Below are 23131 nucleotides of genomic sequence, written 5' to 3' on the forward strand. Positions count from 1 at the left end.
GGAGTCGCTGTGCTGCTGTCGGAGATCCTCGCGCAACGATGGAGCTGCCGTGCGTTCCGTCCCGAGCCGGTGCCCGAAAAGACGCTGCGGGACGTGTTCGCGCTCGCGCAGCGGACACCGTCGTGGTGCAACACGCAGCCGTGGCACGTCCACGTCGTCGGTGGAGAGGCGACGGCGCGGTTCGCGGCGAGCCTGACCGCGCACGTGCAGTCCTCCGCGCCGTCGTCCGACCTGCCCATGCCGGAGGACTACGTGGGGGTCTATCGCGAGCGGCGTCGCGAGTCCGGCTTCGCGCTGTACGCGAGCCTCGGCATCGAGCGGTCCGACCTTGAGGCGCGGGGCACGCAGATGCTCAAGAACTTCTCGTTCTTCGGTGCGCCGCAGGTCGCGGTGGTCACCACCGACCGGAGCCAGGGGGTGTACGGGGCGATCGACTGCGGTGCGTACGTCGCGAACCTCGTTAACGCTGCACACGCCTCAGGCATCGCGACGGTCCCGCAGGCGGCGGTCGCGATGTACTCGGAACACGTACGGGAGTTCCTCGGGCTCGCCGACGACCGGCTCGTGGTGTGCGCGATCGCGCTCGGCTTCGCCGACGAAGACCACCCGGTCAACGGATTCCGTACGAGCCGGGCGTCGGTCGACGAGGCGGTCACGTTCGTCGAGTGACGCAGCGCAGGGCTCCTCGCTCACTCCTCGCGGGGCGCCCGCTCGGCGACGTTCCCCTCGGCCCCGACGAGGGTCACGACGTCGTCCGAGCCGCGGACGGAGCCGCCCGTGATCACGGCGCCCGCGTCGGCCACCACGCCGACCAGGCGCACGCCGGGACCGACCGTGACCCCGTCCAGGAGGACGCTGTCGACGACCTCCGCGCCGGCGGCCACCTCGCAGCCCGGCCCGACGATGCTGTGCCGCACCGACCCTGAGATCTGGCTTCCCGGGGCGAGGAGCGCATCCTGGACGTCGGCCGAGCGTGCTACGCGCGCCGGCAGGCGTACCGGCGCGGCGGTGCGGATGGGCCACCGGGGGTCGTCCAGCCGGACTCCGGTGCGGTCGAGCACATCCATGTGCGCCTGCCAGTAGCCGGGCACGGTGCCAAGGTCGCGCCAGTAGGAGTCGAGCCGGTGCTCGACCACGTGCTGGTTCTCCACGAAGTGGGGCACGAGTTGGTCGCCGTAGTCCTCGAGCTGGCCGTCGGCCTCCAGCAGGTGGTCGAACGCGTCCAGGAGCGTCGTCGTGCGGTAGGCGAATATCTCGGCCGCGACCACGTCGGTCGCTGGTTCGTCGGGCTTGTAGGCGAACCCGGTCACACGGCCGTCGTCGTCGGTCTCCACCACGCCGTGGCGGGAGGGGTCGGGGACGCCGGTGGTAGTGACGATTGTGAGGTCGGCCTCCGCACTCTCGTGCGTCTCGAGGACGTCACGCAGGTCGAGGGTGTACAGGTGGTCGGCGCTGAGCACGAGCGTCACGTCGGGCGCGCGCTCACGCAACGCTTCGGCCTGGCGGGCGAGCGCGTCGGCGTTGCCCTGCGCGAAGCCGCCGCCCTCGGCGCCTTCGAACGGCGGAACGACCCTCAGCCCGCCCCACGAGCGGTCGAGGTCCCAGGGCCGACCGTGGGCCAGGTGCTCGTTGAGCGAGCCCGGGAGATACTGCTCGATCATCCAGACGTCGCTGATCCCGCTGTGCACGAGGTTCGAGAGCACGATGTCGACGAGACGGTAGGAGCCGGCGACCGGGACGGTGGGCTTGGCGCGTCGCTCGGTGAGCTCACCGAGCCGTCCGCCCTTGCCACCGGCGAGAACGATGGCGATGACATCAAGGGGACGCATGAGGGAACTGTAAGCGGCCGCAGCGTGCCCCGCCGGTCGCGAGCGAGCCGAGGCCCGCGATCCGGACAGAACCTGACCGCAAACGCTCCTAGCCTCGGGGCATGACCACGACACGCATTCCCGCCGACTACGGCGCTGTCAGCCCCTACGTATGCGTCCGCGGAGCAGCCGAGTTCGTCGACTTCATGGTGGCCGCCTTCGGGGCCGTCGAGCGCGGGCGCTTCGTGCTGCCCGACGGGCGGCTCGGACACGCCGAAGTGCTCATCGGCGACCGCGTCGTGATGGCGTTCGACGCGGCGCCGGAGTGGCCCGACTGCATCTCGCTGCTCAGCTTGTACGTCGAGGACGTGGACGCCACGTTCGCGGCGGCGCTGGAAGCAGGCGCTCACGAGGTGACCCCGCTGGCCGATGACGCGTTCGGCAGCCGAGGTGGCCGCGTCCGCGACCCGTTCGGCAACATCTGGTGGCTGGCCTCGCACCTCGAGGACATCACAGCAGAGGAGATGGAGCGCCGCCTCGCCGAGCCCGCGTACCAGCAGCAGATGGAGACCTTGATGGCGACGTTCGACGCGGAGATGCGCTCACGCGTCGGCTGATCGTTTGTCGGCCTGGTCGTGTCACGTCTGGGAAACAATCGCCGCGCACCATGGGCGCATGACCCTCGCGACCGACCGCGCCGACTTCGACGACCCCCGTCTGGCGGCGTTCCTGCAGGAGCATCTCGACGACCTCGCGCCGACCGCGCCGCCGGAGAGCCAGCACGCGCTGGACCTCGACGGGTTGCGTCGTCCCGCCGTGCGCATGTGGTGCGTCGAGGACCCCGAGGGGATCGTCGCGACGGGCGCGCTGGTCGTCGTCGAGCCCGCGCACGAGGAGCTCAAGAGCATGCGGACCCACCCTCGCGCGCGAGGACGCGGGCTTGCGCGCGACCTCGTCGGGCACCTTCTCGACGACGCCCGCACCCGAGGCGTACGACGGGTGTCCCTCGAGACCGGCAGCCAGGACTTCTTCCTCCCGGCACGGGCGCTGTACGCCAAGGCGGGCTTCGAGGTCTGCGGGCCGTTCGGGACGTACGTGCTCGATCCGCACAGCACGTACATGACACGCATGGTGTGACGCGCGTCCTCAGGGCACCCTGGTGAGGTGACCGAGCAGACGTTCGAGGCGGTGGCGCGTCCCCTGTACGAGGGGATGCCCGACGACTTCATCGCGGCGCGCAAGGCCCTCGCGGCCCAGGCGCGCAAGGCCGGGGACGCGCCGCTCGCCCGCCGGATCAGCGCGCTTCGCAAGCCGACTCGAGCGGCGTGGGCGGTGAACCTCCTCGTACGGGGCGACGCTGAGCGCGTGGAGGCGCTGCTCGCGCTGGGCGAGGAGCTGCGTGAGGCGCAAGAGCAGCTGGCCGGGGCGGAGCTGCGCGCGCTGGCCTCGCAGCGGCGCGCCCTGATCGGTGAGGCCGTGGCATCGGCACGCCGTCTCGCGACCGACGCCGATGCGCCGCTGGGTGACGCGGTGGCCGAGCAGCTGACGCAGACGCTGCAGGCGGCGCTCGCCGACGCGGCCGCAGCAGCTGCCATGGAGACGGGGCTGCTGGTCGACGCCCTGACGACGGCGGGGTTCGAGCCGGTCGACCTCGACGGCAAGGTGGCCGTGCCCGAGGCTGTCGCCGAACAGCCACGGACGCGCGCGCCGCGGAAGAAGGCTGCGCCTTCGACGCCCGCCAAGGCTGCCAAGCCCGCCAAGCCAGCCTCGGAATCCGCCCCGAAGCCCGACCCGAAGGCTGCCGAGCGGGCCCGTCGCGACGCCGAGGAGCTCGCGCGCGCCGAGAAGGTGCTCGAGGACATGGGTCGCCGTGCGGCGCAGGCGCACGACCGAGCAGCCGAGACCCGCACGGCGGTCGAGGATCTCCAACAGCGCCGCAAGGCCCTCCGTGAGGAGCTTGATGAGGTCGAGTCCGCGCTCGCCGACGCCCGTACGGCCGACTCGTCCGCGCGCAAGGAGCGCGCCGACGCCGAGCGCGACGAGGCCAAGGCCCGCCGTGCCGCCGAACGCGCCCGCGCTGTGAAAGCAACCTGACCGTTTCTCCCGCCGATTCGGTCAGGTTGCTTTCACGGCGCGGACGGGGAGGTGCGTTTCGGGCGAGCCCGCAGGTGCGCGCGCTCGCCCTGCTTGCCGAAGAGGCTGAGGAACTCGACCGGATCGTCGTCGGCCGCGCCGAACCAGTGCGGGGTACGGGTGTCGAACTCGGCCGCCTCTCCCGGTGCGAGGACGATGTCGTGCTCGGCGAGGACGACGCGCAGACGCCCGTTGAGCACGTACACCCACTCGTAGCCCTCGTGCGTCTTCAGGTCGGGCGTGCCGCTGTCGCTGCCGCCGGGGATCACCAGCTTGTACGCCTGGATGCCGCCGGCGCGACGGGTCAGAGGGATCGTCGTCATGCCGAACGCCTTCCGAGGCCGCAGGTGGATGCGGGGGTCACCGGTCGGCGGCGCGTCGACGAGCTCGTCCAGCGTCACCCCGTACGCCCGGGCGAGCGGGAGGAGGAGCTCGAGCGTGGGCTTGCGGGCGCCCGACTCGAGGCGCGACAACGTACTCACGGAGATGCCGGTCTCCTCGGACAGGTCGGCAAGTGTGGTGTCTCGCTCCTGACGCAGGGCCCGCAGGCGGGTCCCGACGGCGTCGAGGGTCTGGTCGAGTGCGTGGTCCATCCTTCGAGTTTGCCATACCGGCAAGGACGTTTGCGAGAATCGGTTGCCGCGACGCACGCTGGGCGACGTGGGGCCACGGTGGCTCCGGGAGAGGACTAGGCATGAAGGACGGGGCGATGAAGGACGCGTACGACGTCGTCGTGGTGGGTGGGGCCGCTGCTGGGCTGAGCGGAGCACTGGTGCTCGCGCGGTCACGGCGCTCGGTGGTCGTGATCGATGCCGGGCAGCCACGCAATGCCCCTGCCGAGGGTGTGCACGGGCTGCTCGCCCGCGAGGGGATGCCGCCGGGTGAGCTGCTGGAGCGCGGACGGGACGAGATCCGTCAGTACGGCGCCGAGATCGCCACGGGCACGGTCGAGGCGGTGACCGGTGGCGTCGGGCGCTTCGCCGTGGCCCTCACCGACGGGCGTACGGTCACGGCCCGTCGCGTCCTCGTGGCGACGGGGCTCGTCGACGAGCTGCCGGAGGTCGACGGGGTTCGCGAGCGATGGGGCCGTGACGTCGTCCACTGCCCGTACTGCCACGGCTGGGAGGTCCGCGACCAGGCCATCGGCGTCCTCGCGACCGGGCCGATGGCGGCTCATCAGGCGCTGCTGTTCCGGCAGCTCAGCGACGACGTCACGGTGTTCGTGAACGACCAGGGTGCACTGCCGCAGGAGCAGGCGGAGCAGCTCGCGGCGCGCGGCGTCGCCGTGGTCGAAGGTGCCGTCGAGGCGCTCGAGATCTCGGGCGACCGGATCACCGGCGTGCGGCTGGTCGACGGCACCACGATCCCGCGCGACGTGGTGGCCGTGGGTGCACGGATGTCGGCGCGAGTCGAGTTCCTCGCGCCCCTCGGGATCAAGCCTGTGGAGCATCCGTCGGGGATGGGGACGCACGTGCCTTGCGATCCCACCGGTCGAACGGACGTGGCCGGGGTGTGGATCGCGGGCAACGCCACCGACCTCAGCGCTCAGGTGGGGGCGGCGGCGGCCGCGGGCGCGTTCGCTGCCGCGCAGATCAACACTGATCTGGTCGCCGAGGAGGCGAGGTCTGCGGTGGCTGCGCGCTGACGGGCGTGGTCGTGCGGCGGAGGACACCGGCCAGCAGGGCCACCGCCGCCCCGCCGACGACGAGGGCGAGCCCGGCTGCCGCGACCCACGGCGGGGGACCGCCGGTCGACGGCAGCGTGCTGTCAGAGCCCCCGTCCTCGCTGTCGGCGGCGTCTGCGGGCGTGCCGGGCGTCCGCGTGGGCGGCGCCGTCGTCGGTTCAGTCGTCGGTTCAGTCGTCGGCTCAGTGGTGGGCTCGGTCGGGCTGCTCGCACAGCTGAGGCGTCCGAGGAGGCGTCGGCCTGGTTCGGCATCGTCCCGGTGTACTCCGTGCCGCTGACGTTCACGAGCAGCGTGGTGACACCCCCCGGCGGCGTCCCTCGGTAGGTGAAGCTGGCGACGTTGCCCAGCTCGGCGGCGGTCAGGTTCAGCACGTTCGTCCGCCCGGCCTCCAGGTCGAGGGAGACCTGCGTGCCCGGGGTGTCGAGCGGTCGTTCCAGGGCCTCGCCGTTCGCGTTGCGTGGTGTGAGGGTCTGCGCGCACGTGCCCATCTCGCGTGTCAGGTCGCGGTACTGGGCGAATGCGCCGGGGATGTCGATGAGGTCGCCAACGGGCTCCGCGACCGACGCGGGTGACTGTCGCGAGGTGGTGCCTTCGATCCGGGGCGCGGATCCGTACGGCGCGCCGGGCTGGACGACCTGGTAGAGGGCGGAGGCGCCGTTCGTGTCGGTGTTGTGGGCGGTGAACGCGTCGCCGTCGAGGCAACCGTCCCCTCCGACTCGTCGGCGTTGAGCGTGACGTCGCCCTCAACGAACACCAAGAAGCTGCTGTTCGCCGGATCGAGCGGATCGATCCGTACGGGGTTGATCCCGTCGAGGTCGGCGTACGCGCGGGGGAGCGGTGCGGACAGCGCGAGGAGAACCGCACCCGTGCACGCAACGACAGTCCCGGCAGCAGCCATGCCGCGGCTTCGCGTGAGGGGGCGCATGAAGGGAGGTGGCACTGCGCGACTCTTCTCGCCTCTCGTCAGAATGGAGGCGTGACCTCGACTTCCGTGCAGACGCTGACGTTCGGCCCGCTGACGATCGCGTACGACGAGACGGTGCTCCAGCCGCGAGCGTGGACGGCGCGTCAGGCCGAGCTCGCGGTCGAGCTCGCGGCCTCGACGCACGACGGTCCGGTGCTGGAGCTGTTCAGCGGTGTCGGCCACATCGGGCTGCTCGTGGCCGCGCGCACGGGGCGCCCGCTGGTCCAGGTCGACGCCAGCCCGCACGCCTGTGCGTGGGCCCGCGCGAATGCGGAAGCGGCAGGTCTGGCCGACGCGGTGACGGTACGGTGTGGCCTCCTCGAGGACGCGCTCGAGCCGCACGAGCGGTTCTCTCTCGTGATCGCCGACCCGCCATGGGTGCCGAGCGCCGAGATCAGCCGGTTCCCCGACGACCCGCCGCTCGCGATCGACGGCGGCGCGGACGGGATGGACCTCGTCCGCAGCAGCCTCGAGGTCATCGGGCGCCACCTGACCGCCGGTGGGTACGCCGTGGTCCAGGTCGGCCCGGAGCGCCAGGCGGAGGCCGTCGTGGAGGCGATCGACGGCCTGCCGCTGACGTGCGTCGCGGTCGAGCGCTATCCGCGCGGTGCGCTCCTCGTGCTCCGTGGCAGCGAGAACGACTGAGCCGTCACTGCCACGCGACGCTGAAGTACTGTGTCTCGCTGAACTCCTCCAACCCCTCGCGTGCACCCTCGCGACCCAGGCCGCTCTGCTTGACCCCGCCGAACGGTGCGGCCGGATCGGAGACGAGGCCGCGCCCGATGCCGACCATGCCCGCGTCGATCTCCTCGGCGAGACGCAGCGCGCGGCCGAGATCGCCCGCGTAGACGTACGCGGCGAGGCCGTACTCGCTGGCATTGACGTAGTCGAGCAGCTCCTCCTCCGTGCGCCACCTGACGATCGGGGCGACCGGTCCGAAGATCTCTTCGGTGACGACCGGGGAGTCCGGGGCGACGTCGGCGAGCACGACCGGGGCGAGGAAGTGCCCGGTTAGCGTCGGGTCGAGCGGTGCGCGGTGCGCGACCGTCGCTCCAGCGGCGAGGGTGGCGTCGATGAGTGCCTGCACGCCCGCGAGCGCCTTGGCTGAGATCAGCGGACCGATCTGGGCGCCGGTTGACGCCGGACCGACGGTCAGCGCCTCGACGGCTGCCCCCAGGCGTGCGGTGAACGCGTCAGCGGCGTCGGCATGGATGTAGAAGCGGTTCGCCGCGGTGCAGGCCTGCCCGCCATTGCGGAACTTCGCGACCATTGCCCCTTCGACGGCCGCGTCGAGGTCGGCGTCGTCCGTGACGATGAACGGCGCGTTCCCGCCGAGCTCCATCGAGCTGTTCACGACCCGGTCCGCCGCCTGGCGCAGCAGGATCCGGCCGACGTTCGTCGATCCGGTGAACGAGATCTTGCGGACCCGGGGGTCCGCGAGCCAGGTGCCGACGACTGCGGCCGCGTCGGTGGTCGGGACGACGTTGACGACCCCGTCCGGCACCCCGGCCTCGGTGAGGATCCGGGTGATCGCGAGGGCGGTGAGCGGGGTCTCGGCCGCCGGCTTGAGCACCACCGTGCACCCGGCCGCGAGCGCCGGGGCGATCTTGCGGGTCGCCATCGCGGCGGGGAAGTTCCACGGGGTCACCAGGGCGGCGACGCCGACGGGGCGGCGGGTCACGAGCGTACGGGTGCCGCCGGCCGGCGCCGGGCCGTAGTCGCCGGAGCTCCGCACGGCCTCCTCGGAGAACCAGCGGAAGAACTCGGCCGCGTACATCACCTCGCCGCGTGCGTCGACGAGCGACTTGCCGTTCTCGGCGCAGATGAGCGCAGTCAGCCGGTCGACGTCGGAGACCATCAGGTCGTACGTGCGTCGCAGAATCTCCGAGCGGGCGCGTGGCGCGGTGCGGCGCCACGCGGTCAGTGCGCGCGCAGCGGCGTCGACGGCCGAGGTCGCGTCGGCAGGGGAGGCGTCGGCGACGTGCGCGACGAGGGCGGCGGTCGCGGGGTCGTCGACGACGAAGGTCGCGGCGGTCGACCGCCACTCGCCGCCGACGAACAGGCCGCGCTCGGGATCGAGCTCGGCGAGGTGGCGCTCGAGCGCGGAGGGCTCGTACGTCGCGGTCATGTCAGGCCTCCTGCAGAGCGGTGGTGAGGACGTCGAGCGCCTCGTGGAGAAGGGCGTCGGAGATCGTCAGCGGCGGCAGGAAGCGGATCACATTGCCCCAGGTGCCGCAGGTGAGGATGATGACGCCCTCGGTGTGGCAGGCGGAGGCGAGGCGCTTGGCGAGCGCGGCGTCGGGCTCGCCGGCCGCGTCGACGAGCTCGATCGCGATCATCGCGCCGCGTCCGCGCACGTCGCCGATGCGCGGGTCGTCGGCCGCGACGCGGTGGAGTCGGTCGCGCATCAGTGACTCGATGGCACCTGCCCGCGCCACCAGCCCCTCGGCCTCGAGGATCTCGATCGTCGCGAGCGCCGCGGCACAGGCCAGCGGGTTGCCGCCGTACGTGCCGCCGAGGCCCGAGGCGTGCGCGGCGTCCATGATCGCGGCGCGCCCCGTCACGGCGGACAGGGGCAGGCCGTCGGCCACCCCCTTGGCCGTGACGACGAGGTCGGGTACGACGCCCTCGTGCTCGCACGCATACATCGCCCCCGTACGCCCGAAGCCCGACTGCACCTCGTCGGCGACGAACACGACGCCGTTCTCGGCGCACCACTGCGCGATCGCCGCGAGGAAGCCCTCCGCGGGCACCACGAACCCGCCCTCGCCCTGGATCGGCTCGATCACGACGGCCGCGAGGTTGGCGGCGCCGACCTGCTTGTCGATGACATCGAGGGCCCGCTCGGCGGCGAGCCGGCCGTCCTTGATGCCGTCGCGGAAGGGGTACGACATGGGGGCGCGGTAGACCTCGGGGGAGAAGGGCCCGAACCCGTGCTTGTACGGCATCGACTTGGCCGTCATCGCCATCGTGAGGTTGGTCCGCCCGTGGTAGGCGTGGTCGAACACGACGACCGCCTGCCGACCGGTGTGGGCGCGGGCGATCTTCACCGCGTTCTCGACGGCTTCGGCGCCGGAGTTGAACAGCGCGGTGCGCTTCTCGTGGTCGCCCGGGGTGAGCCGGTTGAGGGCCTCGGCAACCGCGACGTACGGCTCGTACGGGGTGACCATGAAGCAGGTGTGTGTGTAGGCGGCGGCCTGGGCAGCCACGGCGTCGACGACCCGCGGTGCGCTCACGCCCACGGTCGTCACGGCGATGCCCGACCCGAGGTCGATGAGCTGGTTGCCGTCGACGTCTTTGACGATCCCGCCGGACGCCTCGGCGGCGAACACGGGCATCGTCGTCGCCACTGCGGCGGGGACTGCGGCGTGCTTGCGTGCCATCAGCGCCTGCGAGGCCGGTCCCGGGATAGGGGTGACGAGGCGACGTTCCTGGGTGAGAGCCATGCAGACAGGATCGGGGTTGCGAGGCTATGCCGTCCAATACCGAATATGCTGCCTACGTATGCCGTACAGGCATAGGAGGATCGGAGGTTCGGATGGAGCTGCGGGTGCTCGGCTACTTTGTCGCGACCGCTGACGCCGGCACGGTCAGCGGCGCCGCGACTGCCCTTCACATGACGCAGCCGGCGCTGTCGCGGCAGCTGCGCGGCCTGGAGCGCGAGCTGGGCGTCGACCTCTTCACGCGGTCGCGCGGGCGACTGGCGCTCAACGCGGCGGGCACGCAGTTCCTCCCAGTCGCGCGCGATCTGCTGCGGCGCGCCGACGAGGCCCGCGCTACGGCGTCCACGATGGCGGCGGGGCGTCTCGAGGCGTTGACGATCGCGACCCGGACGACGACGCTGACCGACGTCATCGCGCCGTTCGTGGCGCAGCTGGAGCCTGACGACCCGGTGCCCACCGTGCTGGAGACCGAGGTCGGTGACCCGCACGTGTCGCTGCGCGGCGGCGCCGATCTCGCGCTCGTGTTCGACCGGCCCGGTCCGGACCTCGCGGGTGCGCCGGTCGCTGTGCTGCCGGTGTGGGCGTACGTCCGGACGGACCATGTATGGGCGCCGCGGGGGAGCGTTGGGCTCGATGAGCTCGTCGGTGAGCGGCTCGTGGTGCTACGCACGGGCATGAGGGCGCGGCACGTGCTCGACGTCGCCGTCGAGAACGCCGGGCTCGCGCTCGGGTCGTACGTCGAGTCGTCCCACCCTCAGGTCGCGCAGGCGCTCGCGGCGGCGGGGCGAGGGATCGCGGTCGTCACCGACGATCCGCGCTTCGCCCTCGTCCCGCTCGAGGTCGACGGCGCCCACGGGCCGCTGCGGGTCCACCTGTGGGCGGCATGGGAGCCCGACCATCACGCGGCCGCGACCCTCGCCGACCTGACCCGTCGGCTGCGGGACTTCTGCGTCGCGCGGTACGGGGCGGGCGTCGCGCCGCCTGCGAGATGAGGGTCAGTGCTTGAGCTGCCACTCGAGCACCGCAGCGAGGATGCCGAGGACGGCGAGTGCGAAGCCGGAGCCGAACATCTCACGTGACCCCCGCTTGCCGGCGATCTGCGCGACGATCCAGCCCAGAGCGGCGAGTCGCACGACGATGACGGCGATCGCGAGGCCGAGCGCCCAACTTTCGGCGATCCAGCCGGCGTACGCGGCAAGCATCAGCAGGACGGGCAGCGACGCGGTCGACGCGATGGGGCGGGCGTCTCGCAGCTCGTGGAGGAGCATCGTGCGCGAGACGGATCCCGTGCTGCGGACGTCGAGGGCGACGGTCTCCGCAAGGGCGTGCGCGATGAAGGTGGAGACCGCCGTGCCCAGAACGACGACGGCTCCGGTCGGTCCGTCGAGGTCCTCGGGGTGGAGCGACACGAGCGCTGCGAGCACCAGGATGTTGCCATACAGGTATGCGCTGACCCGCGCGGCGGCGCGCTCCCGGTCGAGGGGCGGACGCTTCGTGGGTGGAGACATCACGTATTCATGGTGCACCGTGGTCGCACACTTCGTGCGGTGACGATGGCGCGGCCCGCCCGATCAGCGCGACGGCGCCAGCAGCCGCGCGGGGTTGCGGACCAGCATCTGCTCGAGGTCGGCCTCGCTCGCGCCACCCTCGCGCAACATCGGGACGATGCGCCGGTGGACGTTCTCCATGTGCCAGTTCGGGACATGCGTGGCGCGCCAGCTCGGCGGTGTCACCCGGCTGAAGAACGCGGCGTCGTGCGACAGCACCATGCGGTCGGCGTAGCCGAGAGGCAGCAACGCCAGCACCGTGCGTACGCGCTTCTCGTCGGCCAGCAGGTGCTCCATCCCGAACCTGTCCATCCCCAGCGTCGCCCCGGTGTCGGCGAGCGCGCGCAGATAGGCGAGGTCCTCGGAGTCGCCACAGTGTCCGACGATCACGCGGTCGGGCGCGACGCCGTGCTTGCCGAGGAACGCGAGCTGGTCGCGGCCGTTCTCCGACGGTGCGTGCGTGTGCGTGGTGATCGGCACCCCGGTCTGCTGGTGCGCGATCGCCGCCGCTGTCATCACCCGCGTGACGTCCGGGGTGCGTCCGGCCCGGTCGGTCACCACCTTGAGCATCCCGGCTCGGACGCCCGTGCCGGCGATGCCGTTCTCGATGTCGGCGAGGAACATCTCCACCAGCGGGTCCGGCCCGTTGATCAGCAGGCCGGGCCCGTGGGTGTGGAAGTACGGCGGCAGCACGTCCGCCGTGTAGTAGCCCGTCGACGCGACGAGCCGGACGCGTGACCGGGCGGCAACCGTCGCCACCCGCGCCACGTCACGTCCGAGACCGAGGACGGTGAGGTCGACTACCGTCCGTACGCCCAGGTCCCACAGGCGGTCGAGGCCCGCGACGGCCGTCTCGACCGCCGCGGCCTCGTCCCACTCCGGATGGGGGAAGTTCAGGTCCAGCTCGGTATGCCCGACGAAGACGTGCTCGTGGATCAGCGTGACCCCGAGGTCGCCCTCGTCAACCGGGCCGGTGAAGGTCTGGACTTCCCCCGACCCCGTCATTCAGCCGTGCCCCGGATCGCCTCGTAGACGGCGAGCTGCTCATCGTTGAAGTTCTCGCGCAAGTAGGTGTCGGCCTTCGTTCGGAACGCCTCGACGTCCACGTCGTCGACGACCTTCAGCGACCCACTGTCCTTCCACTCGGCGAGCGTCTTCTGCTCGTCCTCGTCGACACAGCCCGGAACTTCCTCGACGGCCTTGTCGACCGCCGCCTGCAACGCCTCCTGCTGCTCGTCGGACAGCTCGTCCCACTTCTGGCCGATGATCACCAGGTTGGAGTTGGCCTGGTGCGACGACATGCTGATGTAGTCCTGCACCTCGTCGAGGCTGACGGCGTCGATGTTGACGATCGGGTTCTCCTGGCCGTCGACCGTGCCCTGTTGAAGCGCGAGGAAGAGCTCCTCGTACGCCACCTCGGTCGCGTTCGCCCCCAGCGCCTTGGCGTTCATGAGGAACTGCGGCGACGCGGGGAACCGCATCCGCAGGCCCTCGAGGTCTGCCGGCGTACGGATCGGCTCGTTGGCGGTGAACTGCCGCATGCCGGCAGACCAGGCGCCGAGCGTCGTCACGCCCGTCTCCTCCTTGAAGCCGTCGAGCAGCTCGTTTGAGTCGTCGCTCTCGAAGAACCGTACGAGGTGGTCGTTGTCGTCGAAGGCGTACGCGGCGTCGAGGACGGCGACCGGCTCGTACACGGCACCGAGCGCCGAGGCGCCTTGGATGTCGATGTCGATGTCTCCGGAGACGACCGAGCTGATCCGGTCGGCGTCGCCGCCGAGCTGGCTGTTGGGGTGGAGCTTCACCGTCACCCCGACGTCGGCGTTCTCGACCTCGTCGGCGATGACCTGGGCTCCGCAGCGGTGCTGCGGTTGGTTCTCGGTGTAGCTGTGCGCGAGCGTGAGCTCGACGTCGCCACCGTCACCTCCCTCGTCGTCGCCCCCACCGCAGGCGGTGAGCGCGAGCACGGGGACGACCGCCCAGACGGCGATCGTGGTGGTACGGCGGAATCGGTGTGTAGACATGGCTACTGGTTCCTTTCTCCGGAGGTCTCCCGAGACCGATGGGTGGGATGGTCGACGTCCGCGTCCTGCGGCGGGGCGGTCTCGGCGGAGACCATCTCGTCGAAGTCGCGGAACATCTCCTCGCGGTGAGCTGTCCTGCCGGTGAGGAGCTCGAAGGTGTCGGCGGCCTGGTGGACCGCCATCCCGGCGCCGCTGAGGGTGGGGCAACCGCGTGCTCGCGCCGTACGGAGCAGCTCGGTCATGAGGGGGCGGTAGACGATGTCGGCGACCCAGAGCTGCGGGGCGAGCAGCTCGTCCGGCACGGGTGAGCCGGGGTGCTGGGCCATGCCGACCGGGCTGGCGTTGACGAGTCCGGAGGCGCCGGCGAGCACGGTGGCGAGTGCAGACGGCGCGTGCGTACGGACGTTGGGCGTCGCGCCCGTGCCGGACACCGAGGCGCGCAGGCTCTCGGCGCGCGTCTGATCGGGATCGACGACGTGGAGCCGCGTGGCCCCGAGGTCGGCGAGCGCGTGCGCGACCGCCGTGCCCGCGCCGCCGGCGCCGAGCAGGACGACGTCGTCGAGGTCCGCGCCGGGCAGACCCTCGTGGAACGCGCGGGTGAAGCCGGTGACGTCGGTGTTGTGCGCTGTCGTGACGCCGTCGCGGATCAGGATGGTGTTGAGGGCGCCGATGCGGACGACCTCGGAGGCGAGCTCGTCGACGTACGGCAGCAGGGTCCGCTTGATGGGGTGGGTGACGTTGAGCCCGTCGAAGCCGAGCTCGACCGCCGCCGCGAGGAGGTCGCGCACGTGGTCGGCGTCCACCTGGGTGTCGTCGAGATCGACCACCTTGTAGACGTAGCGAAGCCCGTGCCGGTCGGCCTCGCGCTCGTGCATCGGCGGGGTGAGCGACGGTTTGACGCCCTGGCCGAGCAGGCCGGCGAGGACGGAGCCGCGGCTGTCGTGATGCCCGGTCACAGGCCCAGCTCCTTCGGGAGGTAGAGGATCGCATCGGGCCAGAAGACGATCGCCAGGCACAGCAGGAGAAGCGGGACCATGAACGGTAGCGAGCCCCAGAACACCTCCGACATCCGCGCCTTCGCGATCGCCTGCAGGACGAAGATGACGGTGCCCACCGGGGGAGTGAGCAGGCCGATCATCTGCGACAGGATCATCAGCACGCCCAGCGCGATCGGGTCCACCTCGTACACCGCCGCGATCGGCAGCAGGATCGGGACGGTCAACGTGAGGACGGCGATCGCGTCGAGGGCCGTGCCGAGGACCAGCGACAGCAGGAGCACGAGCAGCAGGAAGACTGTCGGGCTCGAGGTCAGGTCGAGGACCCAGGCCGAGAGGTGTTGCGCGACTTGCTCTCTCGCGAAGATGTAGCCGAGCAGGTTGGCCGACGCGACGATCAGCATGATCGCGCCGCTGGTGAGGACCGCCTCGGTGAGGACCTTGGGCAGGTCGCGGATCTTGAGCGTGCCGTACGCGAAGCCGAGGATCGCCATGTACGCCGCGCCGACCGCTGCCGCCTCGGTCGGGGTGAAGAAGCCGCCGAGGATGCCGCCGAGGATGATGACCGGCGCCCCGAGCGGCGCGATCACGCGCTTGCCGGTCTCCCACACCCGCGCGCCGCTGAACTGGGTGCGCTCGATGTTGGGGTCGCGGCGGACCCAGAAGAACACGACGACGCACAGGCCGAGTGCCATCAGGAGCGCGGGAACGACGGAGGCGGCGAACAGCGCGCCCGTCGACACCGCGGCAAGCCCGGCGTAGATCACGGCGGGGATGCTCGGCGGCATGACCGGGGCGATGAGCGAGGCGGCGCCGGTGACGCCGAGGGCGAACTTCTTGGAGTAGCCGCTGCGGAGCATCGCCGGGATCTGGACCTTGCCGAGCGCGGCGGCGTCCGCGACGGCCGACCCGCTCATCCAGGAGAAGCCGAGGCTCACGCCGACGCTCACGTAGCCGAGGCTGCCGCGCACCCGGCCGAGCAGGGCCAGCGCGAAGTCGAACAGGCGGTCCGCGATACCGGCGTGGTTGGCCAGGCAGCCGAGCAGGATGAACAGAGGCACAGCGAGCAGCGGGAAGCTGGCCGTGGACTGCGCGACGAGGCGCAGCGCGAGGCCCAGCGACTGATCGTTGGTCATGAGATAGAGCAGCGACGGGCCGATGAACGCGAACGCGATCGGGACCCGGATCACCAGGAGGACGGTGATGAGGAGGCCGAGAACGAGGAGGCTCATGCGACCGGGGCCTCCATGTCACGCGTACGGTCCTGCGGCACGCCGACGACGGCGTACTGCACTGCGGCGAACGCGGCGCGCAGGGTGGTGCTCACGAATCCGACCAGCGAGATCGCATAGAGCCACGACATCGGCATCCGCATGGCCGGCGACTTGATGATGCCCTGGTCCATCGTCAGCGACCACGCCTCGGCGGTGAGGGCGGCACCGACGGCCGCGACCACGACACACGAGATGACGCGGACGATGCGGCGTACGACTTCGTTGTCGATCGCGTCGACCATCTCGATCGCGATGTGGGAGTCGCTCGTGACGAGCACACCTGCCACGACGAAGGTCAGCCACACCAGGCAGAAGCGGGCGAGCTCGCCCGTCCACGGCCAGCCGTCGAACGGGAGGTAGCGCTGCGCGGCCTGCGCGAGCACGAGGAAGAAGATGAGCAGCAGAGCGGCGATGCCGATCGCCAGCTCGATCGCGGTCAGCACCCGGACGGTCCTCGATGCCCACCGGGGCGGGGCGTCGAAGAACGCCTTCACGCGCTCGGGACCACGCAGGGGTGGTGTGGCGTACGTCATAGGAGGGGAACTTAGGGACGACGAGATTGTCGTGGCAAGCGGTTGCCATCGGGTTGCCAGATCGTGTTCGCTATGTGACATGGCCGACCCCACGATCTACGACGTCGCCGCGGCCGCCGGGGTCGCGACCTCGACGGTGTCACGCGCGTTCTCCCATCCGACGCGAGTGAGTGCGAAGACCCGCGAGCACGTCCTCGCGGTCGCTGCCGAGCTTGGCTATCGGCCGAACCCGCATGCCCGCGCGCTGTTCTCCGGCCGCCACCACACCGTCGCGATGGTCGTCTCCGACATCACGAACCCGCACTACTTCGAGCTGATCCGCGGGGCCGAGCTGCGGGCGAAGGCGTCGGAGTACACGCTCGTGCTCGTCAACGCCGAGGAGTCGCCGCGCATCGAGTACGACCAGATCCAGCGCCTCGTCGGCTCGGTCGACGGGTTCGTGCTCGCCGCGAGCCGCCTGCCGGACGAGAACCTCGAGCAGATCTCGGCGCAACGCCCGGTCGTCCTGATGAACCGCGAGCTCCCAGGGCTCTCGAGCGTCGTCCTCGACCACGTCCAGGGGTGCCGCCAGCTCGTGGAGCACCTGGCGTCGCTCGGGCACCGCCATCTCGTCTACCTCGCCGGGCCGCGCAACTCGTGGATGGCGGCGACGAGGTGGTCCGCGCTGCGCGTCGCCGGCGACGACCTCGGCATCCGGGTCGAGCGCGTGGGGCCGTTCACGCCCAAGGTTTCGCACGGAGGAGTCGCGGCCGACGGTGCCCTCAACACCGGCGCGACTGCCGTCGTCGCGCACAACGACCTGCTCGCGATCGGGGTCGTCCAGCGGCTCGCGCAGCGCGGTGTGCGGGTGCCGGCGGACGTGAGCGTGGTCGGGTTCGACGACATCTTCGCCTCGGACTTGTGCACCCCGCGCCTCACGACCCTCGGGGGCCCGCACGGCGAGGTCGGACGGGCGGCGGTCGAGATCCTGCTCGACATGGCGACGCCGACACGCCAGCCCCGTACGCCTGCGCGTGTCGTGCTCCCGACCGAGCTGGTGCTCCGCGACTCGACCGGCGAGGCGCCGTAGGGCCGCGGCTGTCCGACGGGTCAGAAGGCGCCGGTGGCGCGCTGCGCGGCGAGTCGTACGGGCGCGTCCGCGGCACCGTACCCGTCGTACGGACCGCGCCGCTCGACGAACTCGAAGAACACGTCACCGAGGGTGCGTGTGTAGAAGTGCACGAACCCGCCGTCGGCGTCCTCGTCGTACAGCAGGTCCAGCGACCGCAGTTCGGTGAGGAACGCGTCGTCGAGGCCGAAGCGCGCGCGCAGGTCGTCGTAGTAGTTGTCGGGTACGGGGAGGAACGACAGTCCGCGCCCCCGTGCCGTACGGGCGAGCCCGACGACGTCGTCTGAGGCGAACGCGACGTGCTGCGCACGGCGGTCCTCGCCCTGCGGCTCCACGTTGAGGGGGAGTCGTACGCAGCCGTCCGGCGTACGCATCACCTGGCTGCGGACGAGCCCGCTCGGCCCGGCGACTTCGCGGGCTGGCTCCGGGTCGAGGCCGAGGACGCTCTGATAGAAGAGCACGGCCTCGTCGAAGTCCTGCCAGCGCTGCGTCACGTTGACGTGGTCGATGGAGCGGGCGACGTCGGAGCGTTCGGGATCGCCGTACGTGAACTCGTCGAGCCAGCGTGGATCGGGTCCGTGGTCGCTGAAGAGGATCTGCGTTCCGTCGGGTGCCGCCGTCGCCGGCAGGTCCTGCTCGCCCGCGTGCGTCTGCCGGAACACCGGGGGCGCGTCGAGCTCGCGGGCCCGCGCCAGCGCCGCGTCCGCGTCGGCGACCTCGAGACCGAACGCGGCCAGGTGGGCCGGCTTGTCCCCTCCGCGGTCGTTGAGGATCACGCGGGCCCTCCCCGACGACCAGAGTCGTACGGGCTTGGTGCGGTGCCGGCCGCGGAAGGTGAAGCCGAGCTGTTCGAGCACGAGGTCGGTGTCGTCGAGCCCTGACCCGCGCAGTTCGACGAAGTCGAAGGCCTGCGGCGGGCTGACGGCGGTGAGCGGCCTGGTGGTGGCTGCGATGTCGGGACGGCGTACCTGGTCGGCGAGCCAGACCAGCGAGCGGTGCGCGTGCGCAGCGGTGCGTCGCACGTCGGTCTGGCGGAAGACGTCGTTGAAGACCTCGAGCGACAGCGGTCCGGTGTAGCCGGCGGCGAGCACGTGGCCGAGGAAGCCGGTGAGGTCGAAGCTGCCCTCGCCTGGGAAGAGGCGGTGGTGCCGGCTCCACGAGAGCACGTCCATGTCGAGGGCAGGGGCGTCGGCGAGCTGGAGGTAGAAGATCTTGTCGCCCGGGATCTTCTCGATGTCGCTCGGGTCGTGGCCGCGAGACAGGATGTGGAACGAGTCGAGGCACACGCCGATGTTGGGGTGGTCCGCGCGCTCTACGATCCGCCATGCGCGGCGGTAGTCGTCGATGTACTTGCCCCAGGCGAGCGCCTCGAACGCGATGCGGACCCCGTACGAGGCGGCGAGCTCACCGAGGGCGCGCAGCTGACGGGCCGACACCTCGTCGGAGTCGATCGTGGCGGTGGCGACGTTGCTGCACACGAGGATCAGGTCCATACCGAGGCGGTTCATCAGCGCGAACTTCGTTTCCGCGCGGCGAAGGTTGTCGGCGAAGGTCTCCTCGTCGACGCCCTCGAAGTCGCGGAACGGCTGGTAGAGGTCGAGCGACAGCCCGAGCCGGTCCGCGAGCGTGCGGATCTCCTCGGGCGACTCGTACGCGGTCACGAGGTCGGGCTCGAAGATCTCCACGCCGTCGAAGCCGGCTTCGGCGCAGGCGTGGAGCTTGGGGACGAGACTTCCGCTGAGGCAGACGGTGGCGATCGACGTACGCACGCGAGGAACGTACCATTTCGTACATTGCGGGGGCCAGGGCCGACTGCCGGTCCTCGGTGGCCTCGCTCGACTAGGGTGGTGCCGTGACTGACCAGGTCTCGAGGCAGCGCGATCCCGAGCGTACGAAGGCGGAGCTCCTCGAGGTCGCCACACGGGCGTTCGCCGAGGACGGATACTCCGGTGCCCGCGTCGACGAGATCGCGGAGCGCACTCGCACGACGAAGCGGATGATCTACTACTACTTCGGCGGCAAGGAGCAGCTTTATCTCGCCGTTCTGGAGAACGCGTACCGCGGGATCCGTCAGGCCGAGGAGCGTCTCGAGGTTGGTGACCTCGGCCCTGTCGACGCGATCAGGCGGCTCGCCGAGCTGACGTACGACCACCACGTCGAGCACCAGGACTTCATGCGCCTGGTCGCCATCGAGAACATCCACCGCGGTGAGGGTATCCGCAAGCTCGAGGTGCTCCGTGACCTCGGCAAGCCGGCGATGGAGGTCCTCGAGACGATCCTCAAGCGAGGCGTCGCCGACGGGGTGTTCCGTGACGACGTCGACGCGCTCGACGTGCACCTGCTGATCAGCTCGTACTGCGTGTTCCAGGTCGCCAACCAGTACACGTTCGGCTACCTCTTCGACGTCGACCTGCTCGCCGACGATCAGCGCCCGCGGCTGCGCGCGTTGATCGGCGACGTCGTCGTGTCCTGGCTGCGCCCCGGGTCCCCGGTCGCGTAGGGCGAGCCCGTATCGAGACCCCGGGTCTCGGTCACCCTCGTGCGATCTCGGTCGCTGCCTGATCCGCTGAGGCCCCGTCCCCGATTCGGGCACTTTGACACCCAACCCGACAGCGGATTCGGTGGCAAAATGCCCGAATCGGGGACGGGGCCATCCGCTGCGTCATCCGAGTCGCGCTCTCGCCACCAGGGCGGAGCACTCGTCGCAGTCGGACACGACCGGATGGGCGCAGGTCACCACGTGCGAGAGAAACCGGTCGGCCAGCTCGAGATCGGCGACCTGTTCGGCGATGCTGACTCGCTTGGCAGCGATGATCCCGATCCGGTCGGCGCGCTCCGCGGCAGCGAGGTCACGGATCTCGGCCAACGAGAGTCCGGCGCGCTGGCAGATCTGGATCATCCGAGCCTGCGCGAGCGACTGTTCGTCGTAGACGCGATGGCCCGAGGGGAGCCGCGGTGGTCGGAGCAGCTCGACGTCCTCCCAGTGGCGCAGGACGTGCGCCGCGATGCCGAGGACGGCGGCGGCGTCGCCGACCCGCATCTCCGTCTCGGGCATCGGATCACCTCTTTACTTCAGGTCGACCTGAAGTTATAGCGTCCCGTCATCGATGGTCAACCCGACGACGGAAGGCGGTCACCCCGGTGTCCGAAGACGTTCGAACTCCCAGCATCGCCGCATGCTGCGCAGCAGCCGCAGGCCTCCTGAAAGGCGTGGTGCGTCCGCGGCCACGGGACGAGCGGTTCCTCCGCAGCCTGACCGACGCAGGCCTCCCGTACGCGACCCGGACCGTGACTGTCACGCCGTTGCGTCAGGTGGCCCGCCCGGTCCCGACCGCGATGATCGTCGAGGGCCGCCGGAGCCCGCGCCGGATCCCCAACGCGCTCCAGACGTTCGTGGTCACCCACCCTGAAGCGACGTTCCTCGTGGATCCGAGCCTGTGCCTCGACGTCGAGCGGCGTGCGGTCGCGCAGCTGCCTGCGGTCCTTCGGGCTGTGATGAGCCCCCCGGGCCGGACCGTCGCGACCGTCACGGCCCTCGGTGAGTTCGACCCGGCGCCTGCACTCGACTTCGCCCTGCCGACCCACGCGCACTGGGACCACGTGTGCGGCCTGCTCGACCTTCCCGACCTGCCGGTGCGGCTCCACACCCGCGAGCGGGACTGGGTCATGGACGGGCTGATCGCACCGGTCGGAGGAGTCCGCGACGCACTGCGGGGGCGTACGACGGTCCTGTACGACCTCGAGGGGCCGCCCGTCCTCACGTTTGCCGCGAGCCACGACCTTTTCGGTGACGGCTCGGTCGTGCTCGTCGACCTCGCGGGCCACACCCCTGGGAGCGTCGGCGTTCTCCTGCACACCGAGCGCGGGTGGGTGCTGCTCGCGGGCGACGCGGCGTGGCACAGCTACCAGGTCGAGGATCTACGCCAGAAGTCCGCCTTCCCGGGCGGGCTCGCCGACGAGGACCGAGGCGAGACGTTCCGTACGCTGCACCGCCTCCATGCCGTCAGAGAACGCGTCGGGATCGTTCCGACGCACGACCCGGACGCGGCCCGACGACTGTCCAGCGCCGTCCCCGTGCGCTGATGCTCAGCGGGGATGCGGCGTCGCCGTCGTCGGCAGGGTCTGGATCGGCGCGGCGGCGGAGGCGACGGCGTCGGTGAGCGTGCCCTTCGCCTGGCGGTGCCGCTTCATGAGGACGCCCAGCAGGACCGCGGCGAAGCTGAGCCCCGCCATCACCCACGAGGCGGCGCCGATCCCGGCCGCGAGCGCGTCGCCCTGCGAGTGACCGGCGTCCGTGCGGTTCGTGATGACGGCCGCATTCACCGTCGCCGCGACCGCGGTGAACACGGCCGCGCCGACGTACCGGGCCATGTTCGAGACGCCGGAGGCCGCGCCGACGTCGTCGGCGTCGACGCAGGCCGTCGCCGCCGAGGACGCAGGTCCGTTCGACATGCCCATGCCGACCGCGATCGCGACGAGCGGCAGCAGGAACGCGAGGTAGCGCCAGTCCGCCTGGGTCAGACCGACGACGGCGAACCCCGCTCCGGTGATGAGAAACCCGAGCGAGACGACCTGGCGCCCACCGACCTTGGCCGCCATCGTCGGCACGAGAGGGGCGACCACGACCAGTCCGACAGTCGCCGGAAGCGTCGCCAGACCGGCCTGGAACGGTGTGAACCCGAGGGCGGCAGGGTTCTGGAAATAGAGGCTGAGCAGATACATCAGCGCATTGATCGTGCCCGCGCCCACGAGGATCGCGATCGTTGCGCCGACGAGCGTGCGGTTGCGCAGGAGGGCGAGGTCCAGGAGCGGCACCCGGACCCGCTTCTCGACCGCCACGAACGCGAAGCCGGCGACCACGGCGATCGCGAAGCAGCCGATCGTGGCCACGCTGAACCAGCCCCAGTCGCTGCCCTTGCTCGTCCCCAGCAGGATCGGGCTCAGCGTGAGGGCGACGAGGACGGCACCGGCGTAGTCGATCGAGCGCGATCGTGTCTCGTCCCGGGACTCCGTGACCGTCGCGAACGTCATCACCATGCAGACGATCGCGATGCCGGCGTCGATCCAGAACAACCCCTGCCACCCGGTGAAGTCGACGAGGACGCCGCCCACAAGCGGACCCGCGGCCGCCCCCACGGCAGCGGCCGCACCCCACAGCGACACGGCTCTGAGCTGTGCGTCGCCGGAGTTCGCGACGGACAGGAGACTCAGCCCGCACGCGAGGATCGTGGCACCGGCCGCACCCTGAATCAGGCGACCGATGATCACCATCTCGCCGGTGTTCGCCAGGGCGATGACGAGGCACGAGAGGACGAACAGCAGCAGACCGAGCTGGAAGACCCGCTTGCGCCCGAAGACGTCGCCGAGGGCGCCCGAGGTCACGATCACCGCGGCACCGACGAGCGAGTAGCCGGTCACCGCCCACTGCAGCGTGTCGACCGACATCCCGGTGTCGTCGCTGATCGCCGGGAGCAGGATGCTCACCGCGGACGTGTTGGCGTTCACGACCAACGTGGACAGGCACGTGGCGGCCAGCACGCCACCGGTCTTCGCGGCAGTGTCGGTCGACATCACGGGCCACCCCCTGTGTGCCGGTGGTCACCGTGGCCTCCGGACGTCT

At 70.9% G+C, this 23131-nt stretch carries 23 protein-coding genes and 1 pseudogene; 10 read left to right on the plus strand and 14 right to left on the minus strand.

Features of this window, described 5'->3' with window-relative positions; all coding sequences use genetic code 11:
• Positions 1–9 precede the first annotated feature (9 nt).
• Positions 10–669 carry a nitroreductase gene (locus ACFSDF_RS14970; protein ID WP_243845070.1) on the plus strand — a complete coding sequence of 220 codons (660 nt, stop codon included), beginning with the start codon at positions 10–12 and terminating at the stop codon, positions 667–669.
• A gap of 20 nt (positions 670–689) precedes the next feature.
• On the opposite strand, the gene ACFSDF_RS14975 is transcribed toward ACFSDF_RS14970, so the two are convergent.
• Positions 690–1829 carry a glucose-1-phosphate adenylyltransferase family protein gene (locus ACFSDF_RS14975; protein WP_167004516.1) on the minus strand — a complete coding sequence of 380 codons (1140 nt, stop codon included), beginning with the start codon at positions 1827–1829 and terminating at the stop codon, positions 690–692.
• A gap of 101 nt (positions 1830–1930) precedes the next feature.
• Between ACFSDF_RS14975 and ACFSDF_RS14980 the strand changes: the two genes are divergently transcribed.
• From ACFSDF_RS14980 to ACFSDF_RS14990, 3 genes are read left to right on the plus strand one after another with little or no spacing between them, the layout of a single operon-like run.
• The gene (locus tag ACFSDF_RS14980; protein ID WP_377158048.1) at positions 1931–2425 is read left to right on the plus strand and encodes a VOC family protein; all 495 of its coding nucleotides are present in this window, start codon (positions 1931–1933) and stop codon (positions 2423–2425) included.
• A gap of 58 nt (positions 2426–2483) precedes the next feature.
• Positions 2484–2945: a GNAT family N-acetyltransferase gene (locus tag ACFSDF_RS14985; protein WP_167004510.1), complete on the plus strand. Its 462-nt coding sequence runs from the start codon at positions 2484–2486 to the stop codon at positions 2943–2945.
• Between the two features lie 27 nt (positions 2946–2972).
• Positions 2973–3902, plus strand: coding sequence for a hypothetical protein (locus tag ACFSDF_RS14990; RefSeq protein WP_377158050.1), 930 nt, complete (start codon positions 2973–2975; stop codon positions 3900–3902).
• 32 nt (positions 3903–3934) lie between these two features.
• Here the strand turns inward: ACFSDF_RS14990 and ACFSDF_RS14995 are convergent, their stop codons facing one another.
• On the minus strand, positions 3935–4534 hold the full coding sequence (locus ACFSDF_RS14995; RefSeq protein ID WP_167004505.1) for a helix-turn-helix domain-containing protein: 600 nt from the start codon (positions 4532–4534) through the stop codon (positions 3935–3937).
• A gap of 101 nt (positions 4535–4635) precedes the next feature.
• Between ACFSDF_RS14995 and ACFSDF_RS15000 the strand changes: the two genes are divergently transcribed.
• Entirely contained in the window at positions 4636–5586 is a 951-nt protein-coding gene (locus ACFSDF_RS15000; RefSeq protein ID WP_377158052.1) for an NAD(P)/FAD-dependent oxidoreductase, read from the plus strand.
• Between the two features lie 273 nt (positions 5587–5859).
• Here the strand turns inward: ACFSDF_RS15000 and ACFSDF_RS15005 are convergent.
• A pseudogene (locus ACFSDF_RS15005) lies at positions 5860–6303 on the minus strand (choice-of-anchor A family protein); the annotation flags it as partial.
• A gap of 299 nt (positions 6304–6602) precedes the next feature.
• Here ACFSDF_RS15005 and ACFSDF_RS15010 point away from each other — a divergent pair.
• On the plus strand, positions 6603–7235 hold the full coding sequence (locus tag ACFSDF_RS15010) for a methyltransferase domain-containing protein (RefSeq protein WP_167004501.1): 633 nt from the start codon (positions 6603–6605) through the stop codon (positions 7233–7235).
• 4 nt (positions 7236–7239) lie between these two features.
• Here the strand turns inward: ACFSDF_RS15010 and ACFSDF_RS15015 are convergent, their stop codons facing one another.
• Together ACFSDF_RS15015 and gabT are read right to left on the minus strand one after the other, a co-directional pair.
• Entirely contained in the window at positions 7240–8718 is a 1479-nt protein-coding gene (locus ACFSDF_RS15015; RefSeq protein WP_377158054.1) for an NAD-dependent succinate-semialdehyde dehydrogenase, read from the minus strand.
• 1 nt (position 8719) lies between these two features.
• Positions 8720–10036 carry a 4-aminobutyrate--2-oxoglutarate transaminase gene (gene gabT / locus ACFSDF_RS15020; protein WP_167249990.1) on the minus strand — a complete coding sequence of 439 codons (1317 nt, stop codon included), beginning with the start codon at positions 10034–10036 and terminating at the stop codon, positions 8720–8722.
• 92 nt (positions 10037–10128) lie between these two features.
• Here gabT and ACFSDF_RS15025 point away from each other — a divergent pair, with 92 nt between their 5' ends.
• Positions 10129–11025: a LysR family transcriptional regulator gene (locus ACFSDF_RS15025; RefSeq protein WP_377158057.1), complete on the plus strand. Its 897-nt coding sequence runs from the start codon at positions 10129–10131 to the stop codon at positions 11023–11025.
• 3 nt (positions 11026–11028) lie between these two features.
• Here ACFSDF_RS15025 and ACFSDF_RS15030 read toward each other — a convergent pair whose 3' ends face one another.
• From ACFSDF_RS15030 to ACFSDF_RS15055, 6 genes are all read right to left on the minus strand, one after another.
• Entirely contained in the window at positions 11029–11541 is a 513-nt protein-coding gene (locus ACFSDF_RS15030) for a hypothetical protein (RefSeq protein WP_377158059.1), read from the minus strand.
• 63 nt (positions 11542–11604) lie between these two features.
• Positions 11605–12585, minus strand: a complete 981-nt coding sequence (locus tag ACFSDF_RS15035; protein ID WP_377158061.1) for a phosphotriesterase family protein — start codon at positions 12583–12585, stop codon at positions 11605–11607.
• A complete protein-coding gene (locus tag ACFSDF_RS15040; RefSeq protein WP_167004484.1) occupies positions 12582–13601 on the minus strand; it encodes a DctP family TRAP transporter solute-binding subunit in 1020 nt (339 codons plus the stop codon). The genes ACFSDF_RS15035 and ACFSDF_RS15040 overlap by 4 nt, the downstream gene beginning before the upstream one ends.
• 2 nt (positions 13602–13603) lie before the next feature.
• Positions 13604–14557: a shikimate dehydrogenase gene (locus tag ACFSDF_RS15045; RefSeq protein WP_167249998.1), complete on the minus strand. Its 954-nt coding sequence runs from the start codon at positions 14555–14557 to the stop codon at positions 13604–13606.
• Entirely contained in the window at positions 14554–15828 is a 1275-nt protein-coding gene (locus tag ACFSDF_RS15050; protein WP_167004477.1) for a TRAP transporter large permease, read from the minus strand. Before ACFSDF_RS15050 ends, ACFSDF_RS15045 begins: the two co-directional genes overlap by 4 nt.
• Entirely contained in the window at positions 15825–16403 is a 579-nt protein-coding gene (locus tag ACFSDF_RS15055; protein ID WP_167004474.1) for a TRAP transporter small permease, read from the minus strand. The genes ACFSDF_RS15050 and ACFSDF_RS15055 overlap by 4 nt, the downstream gene beginning before the upstream one ends.
• 79 nt (positions 16404–16482) lie before the next feature.
• Here ACFSDF_RS15055 and ACFSDF_RS15060 point away from each other — a divergent pair, with 79 nt between their 5' ends.
• The gene (locus tag ACFSDF_RS15060; RefSeq protein ID WP_167004471.1) at positions 16483–17472 is read left to right on the plus strand and encodes a LacI family DNA-binding transcriptional regulator; all 990 of its coding nucleotides are present in this window, start codon (positions 16483–16485) and stop codon (positions 17470–17472) included.
• 20 nt (positions 17473–17492) lie between these two features.
• On the opposite strand, the gene ACFSDF_RS15065 is transcribed toward ACFSDF_RS15060, so the two are convergent.
• Positions 17493–19280 (minus strand): bifunctional sugar phosphate isomerase/epimerase/4-hydroxyphenylpyruvate dioxygenase family protein, encoded by a 1788-nt coding sequence (locus ACFSDF_RS15065; protein WP_377158064.1) that lies wholly within the window; start codon positions 19278–19280, stop codon positions 17493–17495.
• An 83-nt stretch (positions 19281–19363) separates the two neighbouring features.
• Here ACFSDF_RS15065 and ACFSDF_RS15070 point away from each other — a divergent pair, with 83 nt between their 5' ends.
• On the plus strand, positions 19364–20011 hold the full coding sequence (locus tag ACFSDF_RS15070) for a TetR/AcrR family transcriptional regulator (RefSeq protein WP_167250018.1): 648 nt from the start codon (positions 19364–19366) through the stop codon (positions 20009–20011).
• 162 nt (positions 20012–20173) lie between these two features.
• On the opposite strand, the gene ACFSDF_RS15075 is transcribed toward ACFSDF_RS15070, so the two are convergent.
• Positions 20174–20566 carry a MerR family transcriptional regulator gene (locus ACFSDF_RS15075; RefSeq protein ID WP_167250020.1) on the minus strand — a complete coding sequence of 131 codons (393 nt, stop codon included), beginning with the start codon at positions 20564–20566 and terminating at the stop codon, positions 20174–20176.
• Between the two features lie 86 nt (positions 20567–20652).
• Between ACFSDF_RS15075 and ACFSDF_RS15080 the strand changes: the two genes are divergently transcribed.
• Positions 20653–21594, plus strand: a complete 942-nt coding sequence (locus ACFSDF_RS15080; RefSeq protein WP_377158066.1) for an MBL fold metallo-hydrolase — start codon at positions 20653–20655, stop codon at positions 21592–21594.
• A gap of 3 nt (positions 21595–21597) precedes the next feature.
• On the opposite strand, the gene ACFSDF_RS15085 is transcribed toward ACFSDF_RS15080, so the two are convergent.
• Entirely contained in the window at positions 21598–23082 is a 1485-nt protein-coding gene (locus ACFSDF_RS15085) for an MFS transporter (protein WP_377158068.1), read from the minus strand.
• Positions 23083–23131: the final 49 nt, after the last annotated feature.

Origin of the sequence: Mumia zhuanghuii, assembly GCF_042681565.1 — a bacterium.
Lineage (GTDB): Bacteria > Actinomycetota > Actinomycetes > Propionibacteriales > Nocardioidaceae > Mumia.